The organism is Streptomyces sp. NPDC031479 (assembly GCF_055581065.1).
This window is the reverse complement of sequence record NZ_JBVIKC010000073.1, coordinates 1-26,358: the sequence shown is the minus strand read 5'-3', so window position 1 is coordinate 26,358 and position 26,358 is coordinate 1. Positions and strand designations below refer to the sequence as shown.

The 26,358-nt window shown below is 72.7% G+C and carries 25 protein-coding genes; 3 read left to right on the top strand and 22 right to left on the bottom strand.

Annotated elements, in window-relative coordinates; all coding sequences use genetic code 11:
- Nucleotides 1-183 precede the first annotated feature (183 nt).
- The 3 genes from ACZ5D2_RS39305 to ACZ5D2_RS39295 are packed head-to-tail and all read right to left on the bottom strand — an operon-like array spanning nucleotide 184 to nucleotide 3,904.
- Nucleotides 184-1,461, bottom strand: coding sequence for a ketosynthase chain-length factor (locus tag ACZ5D2_RS39305; protein WP_331733534.1), 1,278 nt, complete (start codon nucleotides 1,459-1,461; stop codon nucleotides 184-186).
- Nucleotides 1,458-2,729, bottom strand: a complete 1,272-nt coding sequence (locus tag ACZ5D2_RS39300) for a beta-ketoacyl-[acyl-carrier-protein] synthase family protein (protein WP_331733537.1) — start codon at nucleotides 2,727-2,729, stop codon at nucleotides 1,458-1,460. Before ACZ5D2_RS39300 ends, ACZ5D2_RS39305 begins: the two co-directional genes overlap by 4 nt.
- Nucleotides 2,726-3,904 carry a DegT/DnrJ/EryC1/StrS family aminotransferase gene (locus ACZ5D2_RS39295; protein WP_331733541.1) on the bottom strand — a complete coding sequence of 393 codons (1,179 nt, stop codon included), beginning with the start codon at nucleotides 3,902-3,904 and terminating at the stop codon, nucleotides 2,726-2,728. Before ACZ5D2_RS39295 ends, ACZ5D2_RS39300 begins: the two co-directional genes overlap by 4 nt.
- A gap of 221 nt (nucleotides 3,905-4,125) precedes the next feature.
- On the opposite strand from ACZ5D2_RS39295, the gene fabG reads away from it, so the two are divergent.
- A complete protein-coding gene (gene fabG, locus ACZ5D2_RS39290; protein ID WP_331733543.1) occupies nucleotides 4,126-4,911 on the top strand; it encodes a 3-oxoacyl-ACP reductase FabG in 786 nt (261 codons plus the stop codon).
- A gap of 72 nt (nucleotides 4,912-4,983) precedes the next feature.
- A complete protein-coding gene (locus ACZ5D2_RS39285) occupies nucleotides 4,984-5,961 on the top strand; it encodes an aromatase/cyclase (protein ID WP_331733546.1) in 978 nt (325 codons plus the stop codon).
- A 74-nt stretch (nucleotides 5,962-6,035) separates the two neighbouring features.
- Here ACZ5D2_RS39285 and ACZ5D2_RS39280 read toward each other — a convergent pair whose 3' ends face one another.
- The gene (locus ACZ5D2_RS39280; protein WP_371681554.1) at nucleotides 6,036-6,773 is read right to left on the bottom strand and encodes an SDR family NAD(P)-dependent oxidoreductase; all 738 of its coding nucleotides are present in this window, start codon (nucleotides 6,771-6,773) and stop codon (nucleotides 6,036-6,038) included.
- A 205-nt stretch (nucleotides 6,774-6,978) separates the two neighbouring features.
- Between ACZ5D2_RS39280 and ACZ5D2_RS39275 the strand changes: the two genes are divergently transcribed.
- Entirely contained in the window at nucleotides 6,979-7,563 is a 585-nt protein-coding gene (locus ACZ5D2_RS39275; RefSeq protein ID WP_468936350.1) for an NADPH-dependent FMN reductase, read from the top strand.
- Nucleotides 7,564-7,576: 13 nt separating this feature from the next.
- Here the strand turns inward: ACZ5D2_RS39275 and ACZ5D2_RS39270 are convergent, their stop codons facing one another.
- From ACZ5D2_RS39270 to ACZ5D2_RS39185, 18 genes are all read right to left on the bottom strand, one after another.
- Nucleotides 7,577-8,380 carry an AfsR/SARP family transcriptional regulator gene (locus ACZ5D2_RS39270; RefSeq protein ID WP_331733555.1) on the bottom strand — a complete coding sequence of 268 codons (804 nt, stop codon included), beginning with the start codon at nucleotides 8,378-8,380 and terminating at the stop codon, nucleotides 7,577-7,579.
- Between the two features lie 278 nt (nucleotides 8,381-8,658).
- Nucleotides 8,659-12,510 (bottom strand): amino acid adenylation domain-containing protein, encoded by a 3,852-nt coding sequence (locus tag ACZ5D2_RS39265; RefSeq protein WP_331733558.1) that lies wholly within the window; start codon nucleotides 12,508-12,510, stop codon nucleotides 8,659-8,661.
- 306 nt (nucleotides 12,511-12,816) lie between these two features.
- Entirely contained in the window at nucleotides 12,817-13,758 is a 942-nt protein-coding gene (locus tag ACZ5D2_RS39260) for a ribose-phosphate diphosphokinase (RefSeq protein ID WP_030237951.1), read from the bottom strand.
- A 14-nt stretch (nucleotides 13,759-13,772) separates the two neighbouring features.
- A complete protein-coding gene (locus tag ACZ5D2_RS39255) occupies nucleotides 13,773-14,855 on the bottom strand; it encodes an alkene reductase (protein ID WP_331733560.1) in 1,083 nt (360 codons plus the stop codon).
- A gap of 69 nt (nucleotides 14,856-14,924) precedes the next feature.
- On the bottom strand, nucleotides 14,925-15,869 hold the full coding sequence (locus tag ACZ5D2_RS39250; RefSeq protein ID WP_030237956.1) for a pseudouridine-5'-phosphate glycosidase: 945 nt from the start codon (nucleotides 15,867-15,869) through the stop codon (nucleotides 14,925-14,927).
- A gap of 10 nt (nucleotides 15,870-15,879) precedes the next feature.
- The gene (locus tag ACZ5D2_RS39245) at nucleotides 15,880-16,113 is read right to left on the bottom strand and encodes a tautomerase family protein (protein ID WP_331733566.1); all 234 of its coding nucleotides are present in this window, start codon (nucleotides 16,111-16,113) and stop codon (nucleotides 15,880-15,882) included.
- A gap of 170 nt (nucleotides 16,114-16,283) precedes the next feature.
- Nucleotides 16,284-17,213, bottom strand: coding sequence for an EamA family transporter (locus ACZ5D2_RS39240; protein ID WP_331733568.1), 930 nt, complete (start codon nucleotides 17,211-17,213; stop codon nucleotides 16,284-16,286).
- The gene (upp, locus tag ACZ5D2_RS39235; RefSeq protein WP_331733570.1) at nucleotides 17,210-17,878 is read right to left on the bottom strand and encodes a uracil phosphoribosyltransferase; all 669 of its coding nucleotides are present in this window, start codon (nucleotides 17,876-17,878) and stop codon (nucleotides 17,210-17,212) included. The genes ACZ5D2_RS39240 and upp overlap by 4 nt, the downstream gene beginning before the upstream one ends.
- A 96-nt stretch (nucleotides 17,879-17,974) precedes the next feature.
- Nucleotides 17,975-18,664, bottom strand: coding sequence for a phosphoribosylanthranilate isomerase (locus tag ACZ5D2_RS39230; RefSeq protein WP_468936342.1), 690 nt, complete (start codon nucleotides 18,662-18,664; stop codon nucleotides 17,975-17,977).
- Nucleotides 18,665-18,845: 181 nt separating this feature from the next.
- The gene (locus ACZ5D2_RS39225) at nucleotides 18,846-19,745 is read right to left on the bottom strand and encodes an alpha/beta fold hydrolase (protein ID WP_331733572.1); all 900 of its coding nucleotides are present in this window, start codon (nucleotides 19,743-19,745) and stop codon (nucleotides 18,846-18,848) included.
- 33 nt (nucleotides 19,746-19,778) lie between these two features.
- Nucleotides 19,779-20,057, bottom strand: a complete 279-nt coding sequence (locus ACZ5D2_RS39220; RefSeq protein WP_331733574.1) for a hypothetical protein — start codon at nucleotides 20,055-20,057, stop codon at nucleotides 19,779-19,781.
- Between the two features lie 7 nt (nucleotides 20,058-20,064).
- On the bottom strand, nucleotides 20,065-20,562 hold the full coding sequence (locus ACZ5D2_RS39215) for a nuclear transport factor 2 family protein (RefSeq protein ID WP_468936338.1): 498 nt from the start codon (nucleotides 20,560-20,562) through the stop codon (nucleotides 20,065-20,067).
- Between the two features lie 73 nt (nucleotides 20,563-20,635).
- Nucleotides 20,636-21,940 (bottom strand): lipopolysaccharide biosynthesis protein RfbH, encoded by a 1,305-nt coding sequence (gene rfbH / locus ACZ5D2_RS39210; RefSeq protein ID WP_331733578.1) that lies wholly within the window; start codon nucleotides 21,938-21,940, stop codon nucleotides 20,636-20,638.
- Nucleotides 21,941-22,185: 245 nt separating this feature from the next.
- Entirely contained in the window at nucleotides 22,186-22,416 is a 231-nt protein-coding gene (locus ACZ5D2_RS39205) for an acyl-CoA carboxylase epsilon subunit (RefSeq protein ID WP_331733580.1), read from the bottom strand.
- An 89-nt stretch (nucleotides 22,417-22,505) separates the two neighbouring features.
- Nucleotides 22,506-23,456 carry an ACP S-malonyltransferase gene (locus ACZ5D2_RS39200; RefSeq protein WP_331733582.1) on the bottom strand — a complete coding sequence of 317 codons (951 nt, stop codon included), beginning with the start codon at nucleotides 23,454-23,456 and terminating at the stop codon, nucleotides 22,506-22,508.
- A 4-nt stretch (nucleotides 23,457-23,460) separates the two neighbouring features.
- The gene (locus ACZ5D2_RS39195; protein ID WP_331733584.1) at nucleotides 23,461-24,306 is read right to left on the bottom strand and encodes a 4'-phosphopantetheinyl transferase family protein; all 846 of its coding nucleotides are present in this window, start codon (nucleotides 24,304-24,306) and stop codon (nucleotides 23,461-23,463) included.
- Complete coding sequence (locus ACZ5D2_RS39190; RefSeq protein WP_266845259.1) at nucleotides 24,303-24,665, bottom strand: acyl carrier protein; 363 nt, start codon at nucleotides 24,663-24,665, stop codon at nucleotides 24,303-24,305. The genes ACZ5D2_RS39195 and ACZ5D2_RS39190 overlap by 4 nt, the downstream gene beginning before the upstream one ends.
- An 11-nt stretch (nucleotides 24,666-24,676) precedes the next feature.
- Complete coding sequence (locus ACZ5D2_RS39185; protein WP_331733710.1) at nucleotides 24,677-26,155, bottom strand: MFS transporter; 1,479 nt, start codon at nucleotides 26,153-26,155, stop codon at nucleotides 24,677-24,679.
- Between the last annotated feature and the right edge of the window lie 203 nt (nucleotides 26,156-26,358).

The following is a 26,358-nucleotide window of genomic DNA, read 5'->3' as shown; positions in this document are numbered from 1 at the left end:
AAGGTCGGCGTCCTCGCCCTCGCCCCCGAGGAGGGCCTCGGCATCCGCGACCACGAGCTGCGCGCGCAGCACCTCGACGCCATCAACCGCTTCCGACCCGGCGGTGGCCCCCTCGGTGCCTGACCCCCGCGCGCCGCGACCCCCGGCGCCGGTACCGGAGCCGGGGGTCGCGCGAGGTGCCGTTCAGGGGGCGCGGACCACCATGGCCGCGTTGAACCCACCGCGTCCCCGGGCCAGGACCAGGGCCGTACGCAGCCGCTCCGGGCGCCGCAGGCCGGTCACCAGGTCGACCGGGCAGTCCGCGGCGGGCCGGCCGGTGTGGACGGTCGGCGGGATGACCCCGTCGCGCAGGGACAGCAGCGCGGCGGCCAGGTCGAGGGCGGCGCCGCCCGCCCCGAGGCGGCCCGTCATGGTCTTGGGCGCGGTCACCGGGACCCCGTACTCCCCGAAGAGGGAGGCGATCGCCCGCGCCTCGTCGCGGTCGGCGTCCCGCCGGCCCGCCGCGTCGGCGAAGACCACGTCGACCTCGTCCGGGGCGGCGCCGGCCTCGCGCAGGGCCTGGCGGGCGGCGTCGCCGAGCCGGGGGGCGCCGCCCGAGCCGGGCCGCGGGTCGAAGGTGGCGGCGTACCCGGCCACCGTTCCGTAGCCGGTGGCGCCGCGTTCGCGGGCGGCGGCCGCGTCCTCCAGGATCAGCAGGGCGCCGCCCTCACCGACCACGTGCCCGTCGGCGTCGGCGGAGAAGGGCAGGTAGGCCCGCCGCGGGTCCTCGCGGGTGCTGAGTTCGCCGCCGGCGAGGTGGGCGGCCCAGCCCCAGGGGCAGAGCGAGGAGTCCATGCCGCCGGTGACGAGCAGCCGGGTGCCCTTGCGGAGCTGGCGTCGTGCCTGGGCCACCGCGTCGAGGCCGCCGGCCTGCTCGCTGACCAGGACGCTGTTGGGGCCGCGCAGGCCGTTCCTGATGGAGATCTGGCCGCTGTTGACGGCGTAGAACCAGGCGAAGGACTGGTAGGCGCTGACGTACTGGCTGCCCTTGCTCCACAGCGCCTGGAGCTCGCGCTGGCCGAACTCGTAGCCGCCCGCGGAGCTGGCGGTGATGACGCCCGCCGCGTAGTCGGGCAGGGCGGCCGGGTCCACGCCGGCGTCGGCGAGGGCCTCGTCGGCCGCGGTGAGGGCGAGCCGGGTCACGTGGTCGGTCTGCGGCAGGAGCCGGCCGGGGAGGTGGTCGGCGGCGTCGAAGTCGCGGACCTCGCCGGCCAGCTTGGCCGGGTACCGGTCGGCCTCGAAGCGGGTGAGCGGGCGGATGCCGCTCTCGCCGCGCAGCACCGCGGCCCACCAGGCCTCGGTGCCCAGCCCGTTGGGGGCGGTGACGCCGATGCCGGTGACGACGGGCGCGGCCGGCCCGGTCCCGGGCCCGGCGGCGGGGGCGGCGGCGGTCCCGGGGGCGGTGACGGTGTCCGTGGTCATGCGGCATCTCCCAGGCGCGGGCGGGTCAGGATCATGGCGCTCTGGAAGCCGCCGAAGCCGCTGCCGACGCTGAGCACCGTGTCGGTGCGGTGCTCCCGCGCGGTCAGCGGGACGTAGTCCAGGTCGCACAGGGGGTCCGGGGTGCGCAGGTTGGCGGTCGGGGGGACCGTGTGGTGCGCGATGGCCAGGGCGCTGGCGGCCACCTCCAGGGAGCCGATCGCGCCGAGCGAGTGGCCGATCATCGATTTGATGGAGCTGACCGGGACCGCGTGGGCGTGCTCGCCGAGGGCGCGCTTGAAGGCGGCCGTCTCGTGGCGGTCGTTCTGCTTGGTGCCGGAGCCGTGCGCGTTGACGTAGTCGACGGCGGTGGGGTCGAGGCGGGCCTCGTCGAGGGCGACGGTGATCGCCTCGGCCATCTCGACGCCCTCGGAGCGCAGCCCGGTCATGTGGTAGGCGTTGCCGCGGCTGGCGAAACCGGCAATCTCCGCGTAGACGGTCGCGCCGCGCCGGCGGGCGCTCTCCAGCTCCTCCAGGACCAGGACGGCCGAGCCCTCGCCGAGGACGAACCCGTTGCGGGTGGCGTCGAAGGGGCGGGAGGCGGTCTCCGGGTCCTCGTTGTTCGGGGAGGTGGCCTTGATGGCGTCGAAGCAGGCGACGGTGATGGGGGAGACGGGGGCCTCGGTGGCCCCGGTGACCATCACGTCGGCGCTGCCCTCGCGGATCAGCTCGACGGCGTGCCCGATGGAGTCCAGCCCCGAGGTGCAGCCGGTGGAGACCAGGGCGACGGGCCCCTGCGCCGACACCCGCCAGGCCACCTCGGCCGCGAGCGAGCTGGGCACGAAGTAGTCGAACAGGTGCGGGACGGCGAGGGTGTGGTCGACCTGCCAGGTGGATCCGCCCCGGCTGACGGCGTCGTACTCGGTGTCGAGGCCGGTGGTGCAGCCGACGGCGCTGCCCAGGGAGACCCCGGTACGGGCCGGGTCCAGCGCCGCGGTGTCCAGGCCGCTGTCGAGGAGGGCCTCGTCGGCGGCGACGAGGGCGAACTGCGCGGCCCGGTCCAGGCGCGCGGCCTCCTCGGGGGTGAACCCGTGGGCGAGCGGGTCGAAGTCGACCTCGGCCGCGATCCGGGAGCGGTATCCGGTGGCGTCGAAGAGGCTGATGGCGCGGGTGGCGGTGCGCCCGGAGGTGAGCCGGGCCCAGAACTGCCCGGTGCCCACTCCCCCGGGCGCGACGACGCCGATCCCGGTGATGACGACGCGGCGGCTCATGGGGTGTCCTTCACGGTGAGTCCTTCTTCGGTGCGGTGCCGGGCCCGCACCGACGCGCGCAGGGCGTCGGTGACGGTGCGTACGTCGGCGTCGGTCAGACCGGGGTGCAGGGGCAGGCGCACGGTGCGGTCGACCGCCCAGTCGCAGGAGGGGAGCGTGGCCGGCGCCTCCACGGGGTCGTCGGCCGGGAACCGGTGCAGGGGGGCGTGGTGGGAGGTGGTGTAGATCTCCTCGGCGAGGAGGTCGGCGACGACCCCGGCGCGGATGGCCGGGTCCATCTGCACCCAGTAGAGGCACTCGGTGGACTCGTGGCCCTCGGGCAGCGGCGGCGGCGTCAGCAGCCCCTCGGTCCCTTCGAGCAGCCGGTCGTACCGGCCCGCGATCTCCTTGCGCCGTTCGATCATCTCCGGGAGCCGGCGCAGCTGTACGGAGCCGATGGCGGCCGTCAGGTCGTTGCCGAGGATGCCGCGGCCGTATTCGGGCAGGTCCGGTTCGCCCGGCCCGCAGGGCGGCGTGCCGTGGCCGAAGCCGCTGGCGCGGACCAGGCCGTGGCGGGCGAGGTGGCGGGTGCGCGCGGCCCGCTCGGGATCCTTGGCGTAGACCATGCCCCCGTCGCCGGTGACCAGGACCCGGCCCGCGTCGAAGCTCCAGACGGCGAGGTCGCCGAAGGTGCCGGCGGGGCGGTCGCCGACCTTGGAGGCCAGGGAGCAGGAGCCGTCCTCGATGAGGACGACGCCGAGTTCGCGGCAGCGGGCGGCGATCCGTACGACGTCGCCGGCCCGGCCTCCGTAGTGCAGCAGCAGCACCGCCCGGGTGCGGTCGCCGAGGTGGACCTCGATGTCCTCCAGGGAGGGGTTGAGGCCGCGCCGGTCCACGTCGCAGAAGACCGGCCGGCCGCCGCGCGCGGCGATGGCCTCGGCGGTGGCGGGGACGCCGATGGAGGGCAGGACGACCTCGTCGCCGGGGCGCAGGCCGAGGGTCTCCATGGCCAGGTGCAGGGCCGTGGCGCCCGAGCTGGTGAACACGGTGTGGCCCGTGGGGACGCCCAGGTGGGCGGCGAAGGCCGCCTCGAAGGCCTCGGTGCGTCGTCCGTTGCCCAGCCGCCGGTCCTCGAACACCCCGGCGACCGCGTCGAGTTCCTCAGCTCCGACCTGCGGCTGGAAGAGATTGATCATGGTCGCCTCTCGCGTGCGGTGTCGCGTCGAGCTTGTGAACACCCGCTCGACCCCTGATGGAGAGCCGGTGGTCCGGCGGCCGTTCGCGGGGGCGCTCGGGGCGCCGGCGCGGGTCCGGCCGGGGCCGGTGCGCACCGGGTACCAGGGCCCTTCGAGCCCCCCTCCACCGCCGTACCGGAGTCTCCGCGTGCGCCACCCGTCGATTTCGCCGAGGAGTTCTCATGCCGGACCAGACCAAGCGTGTTGCCGTCGTCACCGGGGCGACCAGCGGAATCGGGCTGGAGGTGGCCCGTACGCTCGCCGCTTCGGGGCACCGGGTCTTCATCGGTGCCCGGGACGCGGACAACGTCGAGCGCACCGTGAAGGAGCTCACCGCCGAGGGCCTGGAGGTGGACGGCGCGAGCGTCGACGTCCGCAGCGGCGAGGGCGTCCGGGCGTGGATCGAGGCGGCCGTCGCCCGGTTCGGCACCCTCGACGTCGTCGTCAACAACGCCGGGCGCTCGGGCGGCGGGGTCACCGCCGACCTCGCGGACGAGCTGTGGAACGACGTCATCGAGACCAATCTGACCAGTGTCTTCCGGGTCACCCGGGAGGCCCTGAACACCGGTGGCCTGCGGGCCAAGAACCGCGGCCGCATCATCAACATCGCCTCCACCGCGGGCAAGCAGGGCGTGGTCCTGGGCGCCCCCTACTCGGCGTCCAAGCACGGCGTGGTCGGCTTCACCAAGGCGCTGGGCAACGAGCTGGCCCCGACGGGCATCACCGTCAACGCCGTCTGCCCCGGCTACGTCGAGACCCCGATGGCCGAGCGCGTGCGCCAGGGCTACGCCGCCGCCTACGGGACCTCCGAGGAGGCGGTGCTGGAGAAGTTCCAGGCGAAGATCCCGCTCGGCCGCTACTCGACCCCGCAGGAGGTCGCCGGACTGGTGGGCTACCTCGCCTCCGACACGGCCGCCTCCATCACCTCGCAGGCCCTCAACGTCTGCGGCGGCCTCGGCAACTTCTGAGCCCCGTCCCCGCACGCCCGCGCGTGCGGCCGGACGCACCGATCACGAACCCCGATTCCGAGGAGCACGACCATGCCGCAGCCCGGCCCCCGCGAAGTGGAGCACGAGATCACGGTCTCCGCCCCGGCCGCCGCCGTGTACCGCCTGATCGCCGAGGTCCGCAACTGGCCGCGGATCTTCCCCCCGACCATCTACGTGGACCACACCCCGCTCGGCGGGAACGAGGAGCGCATCCGCATCTGGGCCACCGCCAACGGCGAGCCCAAGAACTGGACCTCCCGGCGGACCCTGGACCCGGAGCGGCTGACGATCACCTTCCGCCAGGAGGTCCCCGCCCCGCCGGTCGCCGCCATGGGCGGGACGTGGATCATCGAGCCGCTGTCGCCGTCCTCCTCGCGGGTGCGGCTGCTGCACGACTACCGGGCCGTCGACGACGACCCGGAGAGCCTGGCCTGGATCGACCGGGCCGTCGACCGCAACTCCCGCTCCGAGCTGGACGCTCTCAGGACCAACGTCGAGCACGCCCATGCCACCGAGGACCTGACCTTCTCCTTCGAGGACACGGTGCGCGTCGAGGGATCGGCCTCGGACGTCTTCGACTTCGTCAACGAGGCGGACCTGTGGCCCGAGCGGCTGCCCCACGTGGCGGTCGTCCGGCTCACCGAGGACACCCCCGGCCTCCAGGAGCTGGAGATGGACACCCGCGCGAAGGACGGCTCGGTGCACACCACCAAGTCCTACCGGGTGACCTTCCCGTACGAGCGGATCGCCTACAAGCAGACGACCCTGCCCGCGCTGATGAGCCTGCACACGGGGTACTGGACGTTCACCGAGGACGGCGAGGGCGGCGTCCTGGCCTCCTCCCAGCACACGGTCACCCTCAACACCGCCAACATCGCGCGGGTGCTGGGCCCCGCCGCGACGGTGGAGGACGCCCGCGCCTACGTGCGCACGGCGCTGAGCACCAACAGCACGGCGACCCTGCACCACGCCCGGGACTTCGCGGAGGGCCGGGCCCGCCGGTTCGCCGAGCGCCGCGCCGGGGTCTGAAGGGGTCCGGGAGCCCGGTCCGGGAGCCCGTGGGGCCGGAGTCCAGGCGGTCCGACCGTCCGGCTCCGGGCCGGTCACCAGCCCAGGCCGCCGTTGACCTCCAGGACGTGGCCGTTGACGTAGGAGGCGCCCGCCCCCGCGAGGTAGACGGCGGCGCCCGCGACCTCCTCGCCCCGGCCCATCCGGCCCACCGAGACCTTGGGCGCGTACCGGCTCCACACCTGCGGGTTCTGCTTCAGCCGCCGGCCCATGCCCTCGTCGATGAACCCGGGCGACAGGCAGTTGACGGTGATGCCCTTCGGGGCCAGCTCCAGCGCGGCCACCTTGCTGAACATCTCCACCGCCGCCTTGGTGGCGCAGTACGAGGCGGCGCCCGGCGTGGGGCGGGAGGCCAGGGCGGAGGACAGGGCGATGATCCGGCCCGCCGGGCTGCGCTCCAGGTGCGGCACCGCCGCCTGGACGCAGTGGAAGAGGCCGCCCAGGTTGGTGTCGAGCGCCTCGGCCCAGTCGCCGGCCGACAGCCCCGCGAGGGGCCCGGGGCGGCTCACCCCCGCGTTGGCCACCAGGACGTCGATCCCGCCGAACCGCTCCGCGGCGCCGTCCATCAGCGCCCGGACGGACCCCGGGTCGCGTACGTCGGCCCGGTGGAAGACGGCACGGTCCCCGAGGGGCGCCAGGGCCTCCCGCGCTCCCTCCACCCCCCGGGCGGCGACGACGACCCGGGCTCCCTCGGCGACGAACGCCTCGGTGATCCTGAGCCCCAGGCCCTTCGTCCCGCCGGTGACCACGGCCACCCTGCCGTCGAGTTCCACCCGTTGCCCCCGTTCCTTCTCCGACACCCGTTGCGCGTCCAGATTCCGCCGGTGCCGTCTCGGGCCGCTGGAGGGACGGCGTGAGGGCCCGGTCCGGCGGCTCCGGACCCTTCCGCCCACCGCTTGACCTCAAGTCGACTTGAGGTCATACGTTCTGGATCACCGGCCGCGAGGCCCCCAGTCACCCGGTGGAAGAGGTACTGCCATGTCCGTCAGCCCGCTCAAGGTAGGCGTCCTGATCGCCAGCGTCCGCACCGGCCGCTTCGCCGACACGGTCTCCCGCTGGTTCCTCTCCGAGGCCGCCGGCCGCGAGGACATGGAGATCCACGTCATCGACCTGGCCGAACCGGAACTCGTCGAGGAGCTCAGACTCACGCTCGAACCGCCGGCGCCCGGCCTGACCCCCCGCCTCGCCGAACGGGTCGCGGCCCTGGACGCGTTCGTGGTGGTCACCCCGGAGTACAACCACGGCTACCCGGCCTCGCTCAAGCTGGCCCTGGACCACGTCTACTCCGGCTGGCGCGCCAAGCCGGTCGGCTTCGTCTCCTACGGCGGGATGGCCGGCGGCCACCGTGCCGTCGAGCAGCTGCGGCAGGTCTTCGCCGAACTGCACGCCGTCACGATGCGCGACACCGTCAGCTTCCACAACGCCTGGGAGAGGTTCGACGAGGAGGGCCGCCCCCACGACGAGGACGGCAGCGGCAAGGCCGCCTCCGTCCTGCTGGACCAGCTCGCCTGGTGGGGCGTCACCCTGCGCGAGGGACGCACCGCGCGTCCCTACGGAGGCTGAGCCCGGCCCGCGGTCAGACCCCCGAGCGCGCCGGAACCGGCGCCGCGACCTGCGGCGGTACCTGCACCGGGGCCAGCAGCCGCGCCTGGAGCTGCTTGAGCTCCCGCGACGGCTCCAGTCCCAGCTCGTCGGCGAGGAGCCTGCGGACCTTCTGGTAGGCCTGGAGGGCCTCCGCACGCCGCCCGGCGGCGCCGAGGGTGCCGATGAGCCGACTGTGGAACCACTCGTTGAGCGGGTAGTCGTTGGTCAGCCGGCGCAGCTCGGGGATGGACTCGCGGTGCCAGCCCAGCTGTTCCTCGCAGGCGATGCGGATCTCGAAGGCCCGGATGCGCAGCTCCTCCAGGTGGACCACGTGGCCGCTCAGCGCGTCGCCGGTCGGGATGCCCGACAGGGCGGGCCCGCGCCACAGGTCGAGCGCCTCGCGGACGGTGCCCAGCGCCGTGAGGGGTTCGTCCGCCGCCAGCTCGGCCCGGGCCCGCGAGACGAGCTTCTCGAAGATCCGGATGTCGATCTCGTCGTCTTCCACCTGGATCGAGTAGCCGGGCGGGCTGGTGACGATCAGGCAGCGGCCGGCGGGTGCCAGTTCCTCCTGCGCGAACATCCGGCGGGCGTGGTAGACGTACGTCTGGAGCGTCGTGACGGCGCTGCGCGGAGGCGTCTCGCCCCACAGCTCCTGGATGAGCGCGTCGGCCGTCACGATCTCACCCGGCCGCGTCAGCAGCAGGGCCAGCGTCTGGCAGACCTTGGGGGTACCGGGCCGGTAGGTCCTGCCGTCGTCCGTGACGATCTCGAATGGTCCGATGAGCTGGAAACGCATGGGTGATAACTCCTCGTCAGAAAGACGGCGGCAATTTCCGAACGGTCGTCGACGGAGTCGGCTATGCGGTGATGGGGGGCGGTCCGCCTGGATTATAAGAAGTCTCTTCCAGTCCTCAGACGCACGTCAACCGGCCGGATGTCAGGGCGCCGTCAACTTGCGTCAGAATTCGGAATGCTTTTCGCAGCTTCCTGCCGCACGCGTCCGGAAACGCAAAAAAACGGCCGCCCCGCCGGATTTCTCCGACGGGGCGGCCGTGTTCCGCTACCGGCTCTCCCCTACTCTCCGAGCAGGTACCGGATGTGCTTGACCAGCTCGCCGATGTCCGGGGTGCGGAGCAGGCTGTAGTGGTCGGCGTCGAGGTCGATGACCGTCGGCGGCTCGGCGGAATAGCCGTTGCTGTTCTCGATGAACGAGTAGTCGTCGCCGCGGGCCTTGAAAATGGTCACCGGCGCGTCGAGCGTGCGCTCGGCCAGCTCACGGAACGAGTACTCGAATTCGTAGGTCTGACCCACGACCGAGATGATCCGCTTCGCCAGGTCGACGTCGATTCCCTTCAGCTCGCTGATGAACCCGGCGAAGGACTCCTCGTCCGTGGCGGATTCCAGGCACCTTTCCAGGTCCGGTCCCGAAATGGTGCCGGTGAACACCGAGAAGAGGATGGTCGTGTAGGCGCGGTTGGCGAAGGACGCCTCACGGCCGTACACCTTGCCGTTCTCGGCGCGCACGGTCGGCGAGCCCGGGGCGATCAGGAAGAGGTTGTCGACCTTCTCGCCCGCCTGCTCCAGCTGGTAGGCGGTCTCGAAGGCGACGCGGGCGCCGAAGGAGTAGCCCCACAGGGTGTAGGGGCCCTTCGGCTGGAGCTCCTTGATGGCCTCGATGTCGGCCTTGGCCATCTCCGTGATGGTCGCGTACGGGGCCTCGCCCTCGTTGATCCCGTGCGCCTGGATGCCGTAGAACGAGCGGCCGAGGCCGATCTCGCCGGCCAGGGTGCGCAGGTTCATCGGGTAGCCGCCCAGGCCCGGCCAGCACAGCACCGGGCGGTCCTTGCCGGTCTCGGCGTGCAGGCGCACCAGGCGGGAGGACTCCTGCGCGACCTCGCGCTCAAGGCGGCGGGAGAGCTTCTCGACCGTGGGGGACTCCAGGACGGACTGCAGCGGCAGGGAGACGCCCAGGCGCGAGTTGAGCTCGCGGATCAGACCGACGGCGATCAGCGAGTTGCCGCCCGACTCGAAGAAGTCGTCCTGGACCGAGACGCTCTCGCGGCGCAGGGACTTGGCCCAGACCTCCGCGATCTCCTTCTCGGTCTCGGTGCGCGGGGCGACGAAGGGACGCTCCACGAGCTCGGCGTTGACCTGGTCGGAGACGGCGAGCGCCTTCGCGTCGATCTTGCCGTTGGCGGACAGCGGCAGCCGCTCGAACACCACGACCCGGTTCGGGATCATGTAGTCCGGCAGGAAGCTGACGAGGTCGTCACGGATCAGCTCCGCCGGGCCGCGCATGTGGACGCTGTCCTCGCGCATGCCCTCGTGGCCGAGCTGCTCGTCGCTGACCCGGCCGCCGACGAAGAAGTACGACGGACCGCTCTCGACGCCGTTGGCGTGCAGGACGGAGTCGATCCGGCGCGAGGCCGGCAGCGGGTTGCCGGTCTTCGAGCTGTAGCCCGACGACATGAAGCCCAGGCCGAGGCCGTTCATCATCAGGTGCTGCAGCTTCTTGCCGAGGGTGACGTAGTGCATCCACTCCTCGGGGGCGCGGCTGATCACCGAGATGCCGAAGCTGGCGGCCTGGTACACCGACTGGTTGATCGCGATGACCTGCTTCTTGAGGACGATGTCGTCCGAGAAGCGGGTGAGCTTGCCGTCCGCGTAGCGGTACTGGCCCTCGGGGAGGGTCGCGACCTTGCTGCCGTGCGTCTGGACGTAGACCTCGGCGTGGTCCTCGCGCCGGCCCGCGTGCGGGACCAGCTCGAAGGTGCCCAGGTAGAAGTCCTCCTCGGGCACGTCCAGCAGGTCGCGGACGGCCGGCTCGTACGCCAGGTCGCGGATGTCGAGGCCGTAGGACGGCAGCACCTGCTCGAAGAGGCCGACGATGTGGCCGGTCTCGATCTCCAGGACCTCCTGGATGTTGTTCTTGTAGACCGGCTCGATGCCGCCGCGCTTGCCGATGAAGTGGACGTGGGCGGTGGGCTTGCCGGTGGCGGCCTTCTCGCTGATCAGGACCAGCTGGTGGCGCTGCGGCTGGTAGTAGTAGTAGCCCGGCTTCAGCCCGCCGACGCCCTCCAGCTCGAAGTACAGCTGCGTCGCGTACAGCGCGCCCGGGGAGGCGTAGCCGTACTTGGGCAGCAGCCGCTCCTCGCTGAGGTACTGGCCGAACCAGCGCAGGATCTGGCCCAGTTCGGCGGGCGCCAGGTCGGCGGCCTTGCGCGAGTAGGCCGCGGGGACCTGTCCGCCGAGGAGCGCCAGCAGGTCGGCCTCGGTGACCGCGCCGCCCTCGTAGAAGCGGTACGTCTTGCGGGCGAAGACGCGGCTGCGCTGCTCGGGGGTCGGCTCGGCACCCGGCAGGTCGTAGGCGGTGCGGCCGGCGAGGTCGGCGTCGTCGCGCAGGCCCGGGTTGGACAGCTGCGCCTTGACCTGGAGCTTGCTCTTCTTCGAGGCGTGGTGGGAGCCGTGGTTGCCCTGGTCCATCAGGGCGGCTTCCTTCTCGCTCAGCTCGACGCAGGCGATGAGGTTCTGGAAGCCGGTGCGGCCGTCGTTCTTGACGATGACGGCGGCGTTGCGCACCCAGTCGTGGTTCTCGATCGCCAGGGATATCTCGTCCAGCTCGACGCGGTAGCCGCGCAGCTTGACCTGGTTGTCGGCGCGGCCGGCGAACTGCACGGTGCCGTCCGGGTTCCACTGGCCCAGGTCACCCGTCTTGTACAGGCGGGTGGGTCCGGCGCCCTCGGTGAGCTCGATCTCCAGGAAGCGCTCGGCGGTCAGGTCGGGGCGGTGCAGGTAGCCGCGCGCCAGCTGGCCGCCGCCGATGTACAGCTCGCCGATCTCCCCGATGCCGACGGGCTTGAGGTTCTCCTTGCCGAGGATGTGGTACTCGGTGTCGGCCACCGGGGCGCCGATGGAGATGGACTGCGGTGCCTCGTCCAGCTCGGCGGGGTCGACCGCGTACGAGGAGGAGTTGATGGTGCACTCGGTCGGCCCGTAGACGTTGATCAGGGCGCGGCCGGGCATCTCCTGCGTGGTCTGGATCGCCAGGAGGCGCGAGAGGGCCTCGCCGCCGCTGAAGATCTGCTGCAGGGAGGTGCACTCGGGGAACTTCTCGGTGTCGAGCAGGCCCTGGAGCAGGGTGGGGACGCACTGCAGGGTGGTCACGCCGTACTTGACGATGGTCTCGATGAGGCCCTCGGGGTCGGCGTAGACGCCGGGGGCGCCCATGACGACGGTGGCGCCGTTGGCCGGGGAGAGGATCTCCCACTGGGCGGCGTCGAAGCTCATCGGGGTCTTCTGCAGGATGGTCTTGCTGCGGTCGATGCCGTAGGTCTCGCGCAGCCAGCCGAGCTGGCTGACGATGCTGTGGTGCTCGATCATCACGCCCTTCGGCTTGCCCGTGCTGCCGGAGGTGTAGATGACGTAGGCGAGGCTGTCGGGGCGGGCGCCCTCGATGGCCGGGGCCACCCGGCCCTCGGGCAGGACGAACGCCTCGGACTCGCGCAGGGTGACGACCGTGACGTCCTGCGGGGCCAGTTCGCGCAGGCGGGAGACCAGGCGCTGCTGCGCCAGGATGATCTTCGCCTGGCTGTTCTCGATCATGTAGCGCAGCCGGTCCTCGGGGTACTCCGGGGACAGCGGCAGGTAGGCGGCGCCGGCGGACAGGATGCCCCAGGCGCCGACCATCAGGTCGATGGACGGCTCGACGAAGAGGCCGACGCAGTCGTCCGTCGAGACCCCGAGGTGTCTGAGGTACTCGGCGAGGGCGGAGCTTCTGGACGCCAGCTCACGGTAGGTGAGCTTCTCGTCCCGGTAGGCGACGGCGGTCGCCTCGGGGTGCTCCGCGACCCGCTTCGCCAGCAGGTCGGGCAACGTGGTGGTGCCGCGCAGGGTGGGCTCGAGCACGCTGGTCTCCTGAAGAGTCATTTCCCGCTTCCTTACGTTCCGTTGTGGAGCAACGGGCGCGTACGAAACGCCCCCGCACCGGGCCCCGGTGTGTCGGTGAGCCCGCGATGCGACACCTCACCCGCGCGTGGAGAGCGGTTCCGCCGGGAGGCGGAAGCCGCGGCACGGTGGGCGTCGGAGGCCGGAACACTGTCCGGCCGGGAAAACCGAAGAACGAGGGCGCGAGGCCGGAGCCTCACCACCCGGGATGACCGGAACGGCGCGGTGCGTGCGGCCGCCCTCCCCCAACGGACGGACGGGCCCCCGTCGGCCCGTCCGTCCGGGCGTTCACCGGCTCTGGAGGAGCCGGGTCACTGATCCGTTCTCGAAGACCTCGCGAGAGGCTCCGGCGATGAGCGGGGCGATGGACAGGACGGTGACCTTGTCCAGTCCGAGCGCCCCGGGCACCGGCAGGGTGTCCGTGAAGACGAACTCGCTGACGCGGGAGTTCTTCAGCCGGTCCGCGGCGGGGCCGGAGAGCACCCCGTGCGTGGCCGCCACGATGACGTCCTTCGCCCCCTGGGCGAAGAGGGCGTCGGCCGCGGCGCAGATGGTGCCGCCGGTGTCGATCATGTCGTCGACCAGTACGCACACGCGGTCGCGTACGTCGCCGACCACCTCGTGGGCCGTGACCTGGTGGGCCACGTCCTTGTCGCGCCTCTTGTGGACGATCGCGAGCGGTGCGCCCAGCCGGTCGCACCAGCCGTCCGCCACGCGCACGCGGCCGGCGTCGGGCGAGACCACGGTCAGGTCCTCGCGGTCCACCTTGGAGCCGATGTAGTCCGCGAGGACCGGCATGGCGAAGAGGTGGTCCACGGGGCCGTCGAAGAACCCCTGGATCTGGTCGGCGTGCAGGTCCACCGTGAGGATCCGGTCCGCGCCGGCCGTCTTGAGCAGGTCCGCCACCAGGCGGGCCGAGATGGGTTCCCGCCCGCTGTGCTTGCGGTCCTGGCGGGCGTACCCGTAGAACGGCAGGATCACGGTGATGCTGCGGGCCGAGGCCCGCTTCAGCGCGTCGATCATGATCAGCTGTTCCATGATCGACTTGTTGATCGGCGCCGTGTGGCTCTGGACCACGAAGCAGTCCGCGCCGCGCACGGAGGCGTGGTAGCGGATGTAGATCTCGCCGTTGGCGAAGTCGATCGCCTTCGTCGGGACCAGCGTCGTGCCCAGCTCGGCGGCGATCGCCTCGGCCAGCTCGGGGTGTGCGCGCCCCGAGAACAGCAGCATCTGCCCGGTCTCGCTCACGCCGCGCCGGCCTCGGCGAGCGTCGGGTAGTCGGTGTAACCGGTGTGGTCGCCGCCGTAGAACTTGCTCTGGTCGGCCTCGGCCAGCGCGGCGCCGGTGCGGATGCGCTCGGTCAGGTCCGGGTTGGCGAGGAAGGCCGAGCCGAAGGCGACCGCGCAGGCGACACCGGTCTCCAGCGCCTCGGTGGCGATCTCGGCCGAGACCGGGACGCCGTTCTCCGGGTGCGGGCACAGGATGATCGTGCCGGTCCACTGCGCGCGCAGGGCGGCGATGTGGTCGCGGTTGCCGCCCTCCAGGATGTGCAGGAAGGCCACCGGCGGGAGGGCCGCGACGAGCGCCTCGTAAAGGGCGTGGGTGTCGCCCTCGACGATGTCGTTGTACGGGTTCGACGGCGAGATGCGCACGCCGACGCGGTCGGCGCCGATGCGCTCGGAGACCGCCTCGATCACCTCGATCGCGAAGCGGACGCGGTTCTCGACCGAGCCGCCGTACTGGTCGGTGCGCTGGTTGCTGTTCTCCGCCAGGAACTGGTGGAGCAGGAAGCCGTTGCCCGCGTGGACCTCGACACCGTCGAAGCCGGCCTCGATGGCGAGCTCGGCGGCGTCCGCGTGCTCCTTGACGACCTCGGCGATCTCCTCGACCGTCAGGGCGCGCGGCTCCGGGTAGTCCAGCGGACCCTCGGGGCCGTAGGCCTGGCCGGCCGCGGCGACGGCGGACGGGGCGACCGACTGGTGGCCGCTCGGGTACAGCGAGGGGTGGCCGATGCGGCCGGCGTGCATGAGCTGCACCACGATCTTGCCGCCGGCGGCGTGCACGGCCTCGGTGACGGGCTTCCAGGACTCGGCCTGCTCCTGGGTGTGCAGACCGGGGCTGTTGCCGAAGCCCTGGCCCACGGCGCTGGGCTGCGCGCCCTCGGTGATGATCAGGCCGGCGCCGGCCCGCTGGCCGTAGTAGGTGGCCATCAGGTCGGTGGCCAGGCCCTCGGCGGTCGCCCGGTTGCGGGACATGGGCGCCATGACCACTCGGTTGCTCAGGGCCAGCTTCCCCAGGGTGACCGGCTCGAACAGCTTCTCGGACATGTGTCTCTCCAGACTGAGGTCAACGCGTGGTGCGGTGGTGGTACGGACAACGCCTGTGGGCGGGACGGATCAGCGGCCCGCGAGTTCGGCGAGGTGGCGGGAGTGGGCGACGGCCAGCCGGCCGGCCGCCTCGGCGCAGGAGGCGAGGACGGCCATGTTGGCCTTGGCCGAACGGCCCTCGGTCGCCGCGTCGACGGCGCGCATCAGGTACTTGGTGATGGCCTGGCCCGACACCCCGTCACGGGTGGCCTCGGCGACCGCGGCGCGGATGGCCGTGTCCACCTCGGTGGAGTCGATGGCGTCCTCCTCCCTGACCGGGGTGGTGATCAGGAAGGAGCTGTTGTTGCCGAGGGCCCAGTGGGCCTCGACGGCGCGGGCGATGACCTGCTCGTCGTCCAGGCGGTGGGGCGCCTTGTGGCCGCTCGTACGGCAGTAGAAGGCGGGGAAGTCGTCCGAGCGGTACGCGACGACGGGGACGCACTGCGTCTCCAGGTACTCCAGGGTCAGACCGAGGTCGAGGATCATCTTCGCGCCCGCGCAGACGACGGCGACCTTGGAGCGGGTGAACTGGATGAGGTCCGAGGACACGTCCCAGGTCTCCTGGGCGCCCCGGTGCACGCCGCCGATGCCGGCGGACGAGAAGAACGGGATCCCCGCGAGCTCGGCGGCGACGACGGAGGTGGCCACGGTGGTGGCACCGAGGCCGCCCTGCGCCAGTACGACCGGCAGGTCCCGGCTGGACACCTTGGGGATGCCGGGCAGGGAGGCGAAGCGCTCGATGTCGGAGTCGCTCATGCCGACCCGGATCTCACCGGCCTCGATGCAGATCGTCGCGGGCACCGCGCCACCGGCCCGTACGGCGTCCTCCACCTTGCGGGCGGTGGCCGCGTTGTCCGGGTAGGGCAGGCCGTGCGTGATGACGTTGCTCTCCAGGGCGACGACGGCCGCGCCCTCGTGGAGGGCCTCGCGGACCTCCTCGGTGTAGACGACGGGGATGCCGTTGCTTGCGCTCATCGGGGCTCTCTCAACTCTCGTTCCAGTAGCCGGGCGCTTTGATCAGCTCGTCCCGGTGGGCCGCTATCTCGGCGAGGACCTGGCTCTCCCAGTCCTCCGGTGTGACCGGCTCAAGGGAGATCGAGACGGTGTCCTCCCCGGTGGCGAAGGTGCTCGTCACAGCGGCGGTGACCGCTTCGTCGATGGCCCTGAGCTGCTCGTCCGTGAAGTTCCTCGGGTAGTGCCTGACGTGGACGTGGGGCACGGTCTCGGTCCTCTCACGGAGTGGTGCGCGTTCTGGTCTCTTGTGTGTGGGGGGGGTGGGCGGCACACCGCGGACGGGGGAGACCGCGGTGTGCCACCACCGCTCCCCGCCCGCGCCCGGGGGGAAGGGGCCCGGCGGCGGGGAGTCTCGGGCGGGAGGCCGTCGGGGCGTTAGGCCTCGACGGATTCCCGCGGGGTCGGGCGGGCCGCCCCGGGCTCGGGCTCCGGCTCCGGCTTCTTGCGGCCGGGCCGCGGCTGGGCCAGGAACACCGCGCCGACGACGATCAGCGCCCCGACGATCTGGAGCGGCGAGAGCGACTGGTCGAGGACGAAGTAGCCGAGCAGGGTGGCCGCCAGGGGGGAGGCGAAGCTCAGGAACGAGACGGCCAGGGCGGGCAGGCGCTGCACGCCGCGGAACCAGATCGCGTAGGCGAACAGGGCCCCGATGATGCCGAGGTAGAGGAAGCCCCAGATGTTCTTGCCGGTGATCGCGTCGGGCAGGCCCTCGCCGATCAGCGCGATCGGGAGCAGGACCAGACCGCCGACGGTCAGCTGCCAGCCCGTGAAGGGGAGCAGGCCGACGCCCTCGGGGCGTCCCCAGCGCTTGGTCAGCACGATGCCGGAGGCCATGCTGAGCGCGCCCAGCAGGCCGGCGATGACACCGGTGGCGTTCAGCCCGGCGTTCGGCTGGAGGACGAGCAGCGCCACACCGGCCGCGCCGAGCGCACAGGCCGCCAGGTGGATCCGCTTGATCTTCTCCTTCAGCAGGACGGCGCCGAGCAGCAGCACGATCATCGGCTGGATGGACATCACCAGCGCGGCGACACCACCCGGCAGGTGGTAGGCGGCGACGAAGAGCAGGTAGAAGAAGGCGCCGATGTTGAGGACGCCCAGGACCAGGGCCCGCCACCACCAGATTCCCTTGGGCAGCGTCCGGCCGAAGAGCACCAGGATCAGGCCGGCGGGCAGGGCGCGGAGCACCGCCGCCAGCAGGGGGCGCCCCTCGGGCAGCAGTTCCGTGGTGACCAGGTAGGTCGAACCCCAGATCGCGGGCGCCAGCGCCGTGAGCGCGGAGTCCGCCAGGGTGCGGGAGCTCTTCATCGGGCGGCGCCCGAGTCGGTCGTACCGAAGAAGCGGTCACCGAAGTCGCCGATGCCCGGGATCATGAACGCGTGCTCGTTGAGGCGTTCCTCGACCGAGGAGGTGACGATCTTGACGGCCGGGTGCTCGCGGTGGACCGCGGCGATGCCCTCGGGGGCGGCGAGGAAGTTGACGAAGACGATGTGCTCCTCGCGGACGCCCGCTTCGAGGAGCACGCCGATGGCGGCGTTGGCGCTGCCGCCCGTGGCGAGCATCGGCTCCAGGAGCAGGACGTGCCGGTCCGCGATGTCGGCCGGCAGGTGCTGGTAGAGGAGGTGCGGGAGCTTGGTGGTCTTGTCCCGCTGGATGAGGACCTTGCCGACGGGGATGTTCGGCACGACCTCGCGCAGTTCGTCCACCATGGAGTCACCGGCCCGGATCACGGGCACGGCGCACAGCTTGGGGCCGAAGGTGAGCCCTTCGTAGGTCTCGCCGACCGGCGTGACGACCTTCTGCTTGTCGAACGGCAGCTGGTCGAGGGCCGATTCGAGCAGGAGCCGGATGATGCGCCGGGAGTAGAACACGAAGTCCGCACGCGACGCGTCGCGGTCGCGGATGATCGTGTGCATGGCCCGGAGCTGGTTGGTCTGCGGCAGCGGGTGGACGTTGTGGTGGCCGGTCGCCATGAGAACCTGCTTCTCGTCGGTCGGTGGAGACGGGCTGCGGCCGGGCCCGGGGCCAGGAGGCCCCGGGCGGCCGCAACCGCATGGTGGGTACCGCGGTCAGGAGCCCGCGATCTCGGCGAACGCGCGGCGCGACTCGGCCACGAACTTCGCGACCTTGGCGCGGTCCTTGCGGCGGTCGCTGCCCTCAAGGAGGCTGTGGGCGTCGACGGCGGCGGGCTTGACGAAGCGGATCGCGTCCGCGACGTTCTCCGGGCTCAGGCCGCCGGCCATCATCAGGGGCTTGGGCGAACGGCGCACGAGCTCGGCGCTGACGTTCCAGTCGTGGGTGAGGCCGGTGGCGCCCTTGGCACCGGTGGCCGGGTTGAAGGTGTCGGTGATGAACATGTCCACCACGTCCGCGACCTCGTCGACGAGCTGCAGCAGCTCCTCGGCGTTGTCCTCCTTCACGACCAGGCTCTTGAGCACGTAGAGGTCGGGGCGGTTGGCCTTGAGCTTGCGCAGCTGCTCCGGCTCGACGTCGCCGTGGAGCTGGACGGCCTTGACCCCGAGCTGGGTGGTGAACGCGCTGATCTCGTCGGCATCCGTCATGTAGCTGATGAGGACGCCCTCCTGAGGGGCGGTCAGGCCGGCGATGATCTCCGTGGCCGCGGCCTCGGAGATGTCGTCCTTGCCCGACGGGAGGCGGAGCGGGAAGCCGAACCAGTCGACGCCCTCCTCGGCCAGCAGAGCGGCCTCTTCGGCGTCGATGATGCCGGCGACCTGGACCAGGTCCTTCACGTCACTCATGTGTGTTCCTTTTCGGGATGAATCTTATGAATCAAAGCGAGTGCAGGCAGAACGAGGTGACGTGCCCCGGTATGACGGATTCGTTACACGTCTCGGGATGCTCACGAAAAGCCTCATTGATGCCGATCCACGGGTCAACGGGCTTTATGTCAGATCCGCGTCAACCTTGTTCAGGTATCGGTCAGGGCGTCGCCACGGGGGCGGCGAGGGCCGCGTCGCCGGCGAGCAGGCGCTCCTCCAGGAAGGCGAGGACCCGCAGGTGGTAGGTGCGGGCGGCCCAGCCGAGACTGATGTTATGGCCGGAATCGGGCTGGCGGACGGCCTCCGCGGCCCGAGGCAGCGGACTCAGGAGTTCCTCCAGAGCCGCGCCGTCGGTCCTCCACCACAGCTCCTGTTCCGCGAAGGTGAAGCGGACGGGGACCCCCACCCGAGCCGCGACGGCGGGATACATGTCCGGCCAGCGCATGGTCTCCCGGGCCTCCAGGACCGGCACCGGACGGATCAGTTCCGCGCCCTGCCGGAAGGCGTCCGGGGGGTAGAAGCGCAACGCCCCCCAGTGGCGGCGCCACTGACCCCTCAGGTCCGCCGCCCCGGGCAGCTCCCCGAGCTCCACGGCGAAGCGCCGGCCGAGCCCGCACAGGTCCACGCCGAGCGGCGCGAAACCGCCCCCGGCGCCCGCGGCGGACAGGGCGAGCCGGCCGCCGTTGGAGTGGGCCACGAGGAAGTAGCCCGCTCCGAGTTCGTGGCCGCGGGCGAAGTCCTCCAGGGCCGCGAGGAGGGTCTCGGTCTGCCCGGCGAGCTCCTGCCCCTCGGGCAGTGCCGCCGCCGAGGCCCCGTAGCCGGGCCGGTCCAGGGAGAGGACGGTGTAGCCCAGGGAGGCGCCGAGTTCGAGCAGCGAGAGCCCGGGGCGGGCCCGGCTGTCGAAGTAACCGGCGCTCATGCCGGCGCCGTGCAGGGCCACCACGACGGCCCGGGGCACGGGCTGCGCCGGCAGGGCGAGCAGCCCCGACAGCGGGATCCCGCCCGCGTCGAGGGTGAGGGCCCGCACCCCGGGCGTGCCGGGCTGAGGCGAGGTGGCCATTCGGGTTCTCCTGGCGGATCGGGGGTCGGAAGGTCAGCGGCGCGCGGCCCGGGACCGGGCCAGGGCGATCCCCCAGGCCGCCCGGCGGCGCAGCAGCGTCGTCAGCGCGACGGACGGGAGGCGGCCGGCGGACGGCCGGCCCGGAACACGGGCCTGCGCGGAGTCCCGGCCCTGCGGGTGGGCACCGGCCGGCCCGGACGCCGGGGGCCGGGGGCCGGCCGCGGCGGGCCCGGAGCCCTCGTGCGGCAGGCCCCGCTCGCGGGCGGGCGCGTACGCGGGGACGAGGTATCCGGCGATGCGGACGGCGTTCACCGGGCGCTCACCCCCGGGCCCCGGCGAACTCGGGCAGGGGGTCGCCGGAGGACCACACGACGTGGAAGGCGACCTCGCTCAGCCGCCAGCCGTCCACGGTCCGCACGGCCCGGGCGTCGTAGTAGCCGCCCACTTCGAACGGCCGGGAGGACTCCGGATCCGCGTGGTGGACGTGGGTGGCGATCAGGTGGACGCGCAGCGCGGCCCCGTCCCCGTCGAGGGTGACGGAGTGGTTGGTGCTGAGGTGATGGGTCCGCGCCCAGCGCGTCCTGGCCTCCCGCTGGAAGGCGGTGAAGCCCTCGACGCCCCGGCAGCGGCCGATGGGGAAGAGGAAGGTGGCGTCCTCGGTGCAGAGGTCGGCGAAGGCGGCCTCGTCGTGGCCGGCTCCGCCGAGCGCGTCGAGGGCGAGGACGTAGCGGTCGAAGAGTTCCCGTAGCTCGATGCGGTCGCGCATGAGCCCCACCTGGGCGCGCAGGTCCGCGATGTCGTCGGGTTGCGTGGGCAAGGTCCGCTCCTGGTGAAGGACGTCTCGGGCGGGATGCGGGCGGCTCGGCGCGGGACCACGGCGGTGTCGGCGGTCAGGACCGGCCGCCGACGAACTCCTTGACGGAGGCGATGACGTAGTCGAGCATCTCGTCGGTCAGGGCCGGGTACACGCCGATCCAGAAGGTCTGGTCGGTGATGATGTCGCTGTTGGTGAGGTCGCCGACGATGCGGTGGGGCTCACCGATGTAGGCGGGGTGGCGGGTGAGGTTGCCCGCGAACAGCCGCCGGGTGCCGATCTTCCGCCCCTCCAGGAAGTCCACGAGGGCGGCCCGGGTGTAGGGCGCCTCCGGGTCCACGGTGAGCGCGAACCCGAACCAGCTCGGGTCGCTGCGCGGGGTGGCCTCCGGCAGGATCAGGTACGGCAGGCCGTCGAGGCCGTCGCGCAGCCGTCGCCAGTTGCGGCGCCGGGCGTCGCAGAAGTCGTCCAGCTTGTCGAGCTGGGTCAGGCCGAGGGCCGCCTGGATGTCGGTGGCCTTCAGGTTGTACCCCACGTGGGAGAAGATGTACTTGTGGTCGTACCCCTCCGGGAGGGTGCCCATCTGGTAGTCGAAGCGCTTGAGGCACTTGTTGGTCTCGCCCGGCTCGCACCAGCAGTCCCGGCCCCAGTCGCGCAGGGACTCCACGATCCGCGCGAGGGCCAGGTTCGAGGTCAGCACGCAGCCGCCCTCGCCCATCGTGAGGTGGTGCGCCGGGTAGAAGCTCACGGTGGTGATGTCGCCGAAGGTGCCCGTCAGCTGTCCGTCGTAGGTGGAGCCGACGGCGTCGCAGTTGTCCTCGATGAGGAACAGGTCGTGTTCCTGGGCGAGTTGCGCGATCTCCGCGACCTCGAAGGGGTTGCCGAGGGCGTGGGCGATCATGATGGCGCGGGTCTTGGGTCCGATGGCCCGGGCCACCCGTTCGGCCGTGGTGTTGTACGTGCCGAGCTCGACGTCGACGAAGACCGGGACGAGCCCGTTCTGGATGATCGGGTTGACGGTCGTCGGGAAGCCGGCGGCCACCGTGATCACCTCGTCGCCGCGCCGCAGCCGCCGGTCCTCCAGCAGGTGCGAGGTGAAGGCGGTCATGGCCAGCAGGTTCGCCGAGGAACCCGAGTTGGTCAGGTGCGCCTTGCGCCGCCCCAGCTTGCGGGCGAAGCGCGACTCGAACCGCCGCGAACTGGGTCCGGCGGCGATCCGCATCTCCAGCGCCGCCTCGACCAGCGCCGTACGGTCCCGCTCGTCCAGTACGGCCCCGGCCGGCCAGATCTCGGTCGTGCCCGGGACGAAGGGACGCTCGTCCTGCGCGTCCAGGTGGAACTTGGCGGTCTCGTCGAGGATCAGTCCCTTGTGGACGTTCATGGTGTATCCCTTTCCCGGCCCTCTCGGCCGGATGGTGGTCACGACGGTGCCCCGCCCCCGTACCGCCCGGGCGGGAGGCCGGGGCGGTACGGGGGCGGGGCAGGGACGGCGTGGTCGGGTGCGGCGGGGGAGCCGCGATCGGTACGGGTCCGGGCCGTACGGGTCCGGGCGTACGGGTCCGGGCGTGCCGGGGGCAGGGCCGTGCGGGGGGCCGGGCCGGGCGGGGCCGGCTCAGGCCGCCCGGCTCAGGCCGCCCCGGACGGTTCGTCACGCCGGCCGTGCGAGCCGGCGAAGGGGCGCGTCCGCGCCGAGGGGCACCGGCGCGCCAGCGCGGGCCCGCCGCCGGCGGTGCCGCCGTGCTGGCCCTCGTAGGCAGCCGCCCGGGCCAGGACCGCGGCGGTCAGCGCCGCCAGTTGCTCGGTGTCGGGCCGTCCCCGCACCAGACGCACGAGTTGGCCCTGCTGATGGGTGTCCACGGACTGCTCCTCGGGTCGTGACCTCCCGTCGCGGCCGCCGCGGCGGGTCTGCGTGACTGCGGCCGCGGCCCCGCCCGGGGCCACGGCCCTCAGACGGGGGTGGGGGCGAGGGCGGCGAGCGTCCCGGCCAGGCCCTCGGCGGTGTGCGTGGCGTGGATCCGGGCCTCGGGCAGGATGCGGCGGACCAGCCCGCCGAGCACCTGTCCGGGGCCCACCTCCACGAACCGGTGGGTGCCCGAGGCGGCGAGCGTCCCGACGGCCTGGGTCCAGCGCACCGGGGTGGTGAGCTGGCTGCGCAGGGCGACGACGGCCTCGGTGGCGGTGGCCACCCATCCGCCGGTGACACCGGAGACGAGCGGCACGGCCGGATCGCGGAACTCCGTGGCGATCAGCGTCTCGGTGAACTCCGCCTCGGCCTCGCGCAGCAGGCTGGAGTGGAAGGGGCCGCCCGTGCGCAGCCAGGTCACCCGGGCCCCGGCCGCGCCGGCCGCCTCCGCGACGTGGGCCACCGCCTGCGCCTCCCCGGAGACCACGGTCTGGCGGGGTCCGTTGTCCCCGGCCACCTCCACCACGCGGGAGGTGGCCGCGCGGGCCTCGGCGCACAGTCGCGCCAGGTCCGCGCGGCCCGGACCGCTGACGGCGACCGTGGAGCTGCCGATGCGGTCCCCGACCGTGGCGACGAGTTCGCTGCGCAGCCGGACGAGCCACAGCGCCTCGGTCCACTCCAGGACGCCCGCCGCCACCAGCGCCGCGTACTCGCCGAGGCTGTGCCCGACGACCGCGTCCGGCTCCACGCCCTCGCCGCGCAGCACCTCCAGTACGGCCAGGCTCGTCAGGAAGACGGCCGGCTGGGCCACCGCCGGATCCTCGAACGCCCGGGCGGAGCCGTCCCGCAGGAGTTGCGAGAGCGGGATGCCGAGGATGTCGTCGGCGGTGCGGTAGTACGTGGCGGCGAGGTCCGGCCGCAGGGCGAGCAGCTCCGCTGCCGGACCGGCGTGGGCGGATCCCTGTCCCGGGAAGACGAAGGCGGTGCGGGTCATCCGGTCACGTCCCTATCTGCGGTCGGCTGGCGAGGACCGCGGGGAGCGGTCCGGGGGCGGTGGCCCCGCAGACCGCGTGGTCGGCGGAGAGCCAGTGGTCGGGCACCCACCGGACGTCGACCACCGCGGGGACCGGCCCGGTCACGGCGACCGCCGCGGCGTGGGTGGTGTCGGCGGGGACGCCGACCATGGTCCAGCCGTCGGGGTGACGGTCCTGGTCGGTGCCGAGGTAGTCCTCGGCGGGCGAACGGCTCAACCCTGTCCCGATGCCCTTGAGGAATGCTTCCTTCCGGGTCCAGATCTGGCCGAACAGGTGCCGCCGCTCCTCGCCGGACGCCGCCTCCGCGATCTCCAGCTGCTCGTCCGGGTGCAGTGCCCTGGAGCAGATGTCGACCGTCTCCGCGCCGGGCAGCTTCTCCACGTCGACGCCCAGCGGCACGGTGGCGACACCGACCATGGCCACTCCCCCGCTGTGCGAGAGGGAGTAGTGAAGGGGCGGCGGCGGGGGCGACAGGGCGGGGCGTCCGTGCGGCTCTCCGCACCCGGGGCACGGCTCGCGCATGAAGCGGACGTCCGGGGGCGCGATGGCCGTGTACCGCCCGAGCAGGCGGCGCACCGCGACGTGCGCGGCGGCGTAGAGCAGGCCGTCCGACCTGCGGATGAAGGAGTCGGTGCGCTTGCGCTCCGACGCGTCCAGGTCGTCGAGTGCCAGGGCTTCGGCGTCCGCCCCGGTGGGGCGGCGGATCAGCCACAGGTCGACCCGGTCGGCGGACAGGGTGAACTCGGGGCGCGCGAGGTCGCGGTGGTTCACCACCGGGTTCGCGGCCGGCAGAAGGGTCGTCGTCGTCATGCCGTCACCGCAGCCCCGTGCAGGTGGGCCTCGGGGCCGAGCTGGCCGGCGAGGCAGTCGATGAGTTCCTGCGCGCTGTTGGCCAGCAGCAGCCGCTGGAGGTTCACGTCGACGCCGAGGGTGGCCTCCATCCGGTACTGGAGCTCTATACCGGAGATCGAGCCGATCCCGAGGCAGCCCATGGGGCGGCCCGTGGTGTCGACGAGGTGCGGCTCGATCCCGAGGATGCGGCCGAGTTCCTCACGGACGTACTGCTCCAGGATCCGGGTGCGCTCGCGCAGCCCGGCCGTGGACAGGATCGCCATGTCGGGCCGGGTCATGTGGACCAGGCCGTTGTCTGTCTCGTATGTCTGTGACATGTGGAGTGTGTTCATAGTGCTTTCCGGGTCGGGACGGACGGGTGTCCCCGTCCGTCCGTGGTCGGGAGTGCCGGGTCGGGAAGACGAGGGGATCCCGGCACGGGAGGGTGACGGCCGCGCGCGGGCGCCAGCCCACCGAGGGCGACGCCCGCGCCGGCCAGGCCGACGAGGGTGACCAGCCAGAGTGCGGAGCCCCGGCCAGCCGCGTACAGCGCGGACGTCAGGGCCACGGTCAGGGCCGCCCCGAGCTGTACGCAGGTCTGGTAGAGCCCGCCCCCCGCCGCCTGGAGTCCGGGCGGGAGCGAAGCGGTGGCCTGGAGGTGCAGGGCGGTGAAGGCGAGCACGAACGCGACGCCCACGCAGGCGGTCGCGGGCAGCAGGTCGGTGTGGTGCACCGGCCCCCCGCCGGTGTGCGGGTAGAGGGCGTAGCCGAGCGGTGCGGCGGCCGCGCCCGCCGCGACGGCGCGGGCCGGGCCCAGCCGGGTGGCGATCCGCGCCGAGTGCAGGGCGCTCAGCGCGAGCGGTGCGGCGGCCGGAAGGAAGGCCACCGCGGTCTGCCAGGGGCTCCAGCCGGCCTCCCTCAGGTGGAGGGTGGCGATGAGCAGGAAGCCCACGTACGAGCCGTTGAGCGCGGCCGCCCCCAGCGCGGAGCGCAGCAGCGGCGCGTGCCGCAGCAGCGCGGTCCGCAGGAGCGGGCGCGCGGCGGTGCGTTCGGCCCGTACGAGGACGGTGGCGCACACCAGTGCCCCCGCGAACGCGAGGGCCGCGCGGTGCCGTTGCCCGGCCGGAGCGCCGAGGCCGCTGAGTCCGTCCACCAGCAGCAGGACGGTCGCGGTCAGTGCGAGCGCGGCGGTCACCGCCCGCCACCGGTCCCCGGCGGCCGGGCGGGGACCGGGCCGGTCCCGGGGTACGAGCACGAGGCCGACCGCGAACAGCAGCAGGGCGACGGGGGCCGGGAACGCGAAGGTCCAGCGCCAGCCGGAGCCGGTGAGCAGCCCCGACAGGAGCAGCCCGGCGCAGAACCCGGCGGCGCCGAAGAAGGAGTAGAGGGACACGGCCCGGCGGCGGGCCGGGCCGTCGGGGACGGCCGCCATGACGATGGCCAGGCCCGTGGGGGCGGTCAGCGCCACGCAGCCGCCCTTGACCACGCGGGTGACGGTCAGCAGGGCCGCGCTGTCGGTCAGCGCGCCCCCGAGGGAGGCGGCGGCGAAGACGAGGAGCGCGGCGAGGAAGACCGGGCGGCGGCCGAGGTGTTCGACGAGCCGGCCGCCGAGCAGCAGGAGCCCGCCGAAGCCCGCGGCGAACCCGCTGACGAGCCACTGCAGTTGGGGGACGGACAGTCCGAGGTCGGCGCCGACGGACGGCAGCGCCACCAGGGTCGCGGACACCTCCAATGCGTCGACCAGCATGTTCGCGGCGAGTACGGACACCAGGGCCGACCGGGCCCGGGGCCGCTCGCCGACGGGCGGGGTTCTCGTCGGGTACTGCATGCTCACGTTTCGCCAGACGGTGGATGCGGAGGACTCGGGAACCGCGGGAGCCATGGGCGCCACGGGAAAGGGGAGGCGGGGCGCCGGGGGGGGAGCCCCCGCGGCCCCCCCCCCCCCCCGCCCGGGACGGGGGTGGTACGTAGGCTTTCTTGCCAAAGGGGGCCAGCTCCGACGACCAGGGTGCCTCCGGTGGCGCTTACAAA